Source organism: bacterium (assembly GCA_040753555.1).
In the GTDB taxonomy this organism is placed as follows: Bacteria; UBA9089; UBA9088; order UBA9088; family UBA9088; genus JBFLYE01.
Genome location: JBFMDZ010000296.1, coordinates 1 through 2082, shown reverse-complemented (window position 1 = coordinate 2082; position 2082 = coordinate 1). Strand labels below are relative to the sequence as shown.

At 37.9% G+C, this 2082-nt stretch carries 2 protein-coding genes; both read left to right on the top strand.

Annotated elements, in window-relative coordinates:
• A partial coding sequence (locus AB1630_12710; GenBank protein MEW6104651.1) for a hypothetical protein occupies positions 1-631 on the top strand: 631 nt, incomplete at its 5' end.
• Positions 632-699: 68 nt separating this feature from the next.
• Positions 700-2082 (top strand): VCBS repeat-containing protein (locus tag AB1630_12705; protein MEW6104650.1); only part of this gene is annotated, 1383 nt, incomplete at its 3' end.

The following is a 2082-nucleotide window of genomic DNA, read 5'->3' as shown; positions in this document are numbered from 1 at the left end:
GGGGGGGTTGTATTATCCTTCTCTCGAGGAACTTTCCTCTGAAATAAAACAAAAGGGTATGTCCAATGTAAGGGAGGAAGATTTTGGAGCCAAAGCAGGGGTTTTCCTTGAATATCGGATGAGGAAAAACCTGGATATCGGGCTTCTTTTTGCAGGAGGATATTCTAAAGATGTGGTTGGGGAACAAAAGGTTTCCTCTTCAACCTATATACCTCTAATAGGAACCTTTACCTATATTACCAACACCAAAATGAGGAGCAACTTTGATATTTCTTCTTCCATCTTTCTCTATTTTGCTTACAGGACATCCCTTCTTAAAGGAGAGAATTTGAAACATCGCATTGGAGGAGGAATTGGAAATATTAGTTTAGAAAAGTGGGGCGGGACTTCTGTTCAAATGACAACCTACCTTAATGGAATATGGCAAAGTAGTGCTTCTACTGGAGGTGGCGGAACCGTTGATAAGTCTACCCTGGGAGGATTTGTTTTTACCGACATTCTTGCTAGGCCATACAAAACCCTTAATTTTCATCTAAAGACAGGCTATCTATTGGGAGGAAGTGATTTTGGAAATGTTAAAGTAAGTGCTAACGGTTTATTCCTTGTTGGTGGAACAAGCCTTTCTTTTTGATTACCAATTTTTTGTTTAAAGGATGAGCAGGCAAAGCCTGAGGGGGTAGGTGAGAGGATTTAGGATTTATGAAGAAGGTTTTAGGGTTGCTGGTTTTGGCGGGTTTGGCTTGGGCAGCGAATTTGTATGTGCCAGGAAGCTATACCACCATCCAGGAGGCAATAAATGCGGCACATCCTTCCCAAACGAAGAGTATAGCAGTTACATCGCTCTCTCGTGGCACAAAAGAGGGTATGAATTGGCCTCTTTCAGGTTATGATCTGCAAGGCTCATATTATGTTCCCGTTGCTTCTTTACCACAAACTCTATCAAATTTTAACACTAAAGCAATCATAAACAAATCACCCTCTTATACACTTGTAGGTGATGTTAATGGAGATGGCCAAAATGAAATTGTATTTAAAAGCGGCAATGTGATATATATTGCAGATAGTTTAGGAAATATCAAAAATACTATAAATACCTCGTATTATCTATCATCACTTTTAGATATTAATTCTGACGGAGTATTAGATATTAGTGTTGGGACAGGGCTTGGTGATATTGGATTGGGAAGGGGAGAGATTAATTTTTACTCAGCAACAGGTTCTACTTTGTGGAGTTTTTCAAAAAGCGTAAGTTATGATGGTGGAATTGCACCCCTTTATCTTTTAGATGGCAAACTCTATGTGATGAATGATGCAGGATATGGTAGAACACCAAGAGGGGTTTCAAGGGTTAATATATCAAGTAAACAAGAAGAATGGTTTTATTCAATAGGACCCCATTTTTGGGGAGGTCTTCCTCAATTTTCCTTATATAATGATAGGATAGCATTAAATTCAGGAACACCACATAATGGAGCAACTGGGAATGGCTATAATGGAAATGGGGCAACAACTGATGATGGGAACTTATGGCATATTGTGATTGATAGCAGTGGCAATCAGATATTTACAAGAAAAGTAAATAATGCCAATACAGATGGTTCTTTAGTTCAACGCATATTACCCAATGGAAACATTATTGCATTAGAAAGCCATTGGTTCAATCCATATTGGGGAACTGCAAAAATTCATTTATTAAATCCAGGTGGTAATGAGATTGCTACAAGAAATAGAGGTTTAAATGTTCAACTTAATGCTGCATTCAACTCATCAGTTGTAGTGGTTGGTGGGCAAGATGGGGTAATAGAGGTTTTATCTCCCAATGACCTTGTAGTGCAGAGCTCAAAAAACATAGGAACTACAATATGGATTGCTGGGATAAATGATATTGATGGTGATGGAAGCGAAGAAATAATCGCATACACTCCATCCAAAGTATATATTTATTCAATGAATCTAATTGAAGAATGGAATTATACATCACCATCTGGAGAGATTCGGAATGTTCAAATAACAGATATAACAGGGGATGGTAAAATGGATATTATTGTATCAACAACTACATCGCTATTTATTATTAGCCAG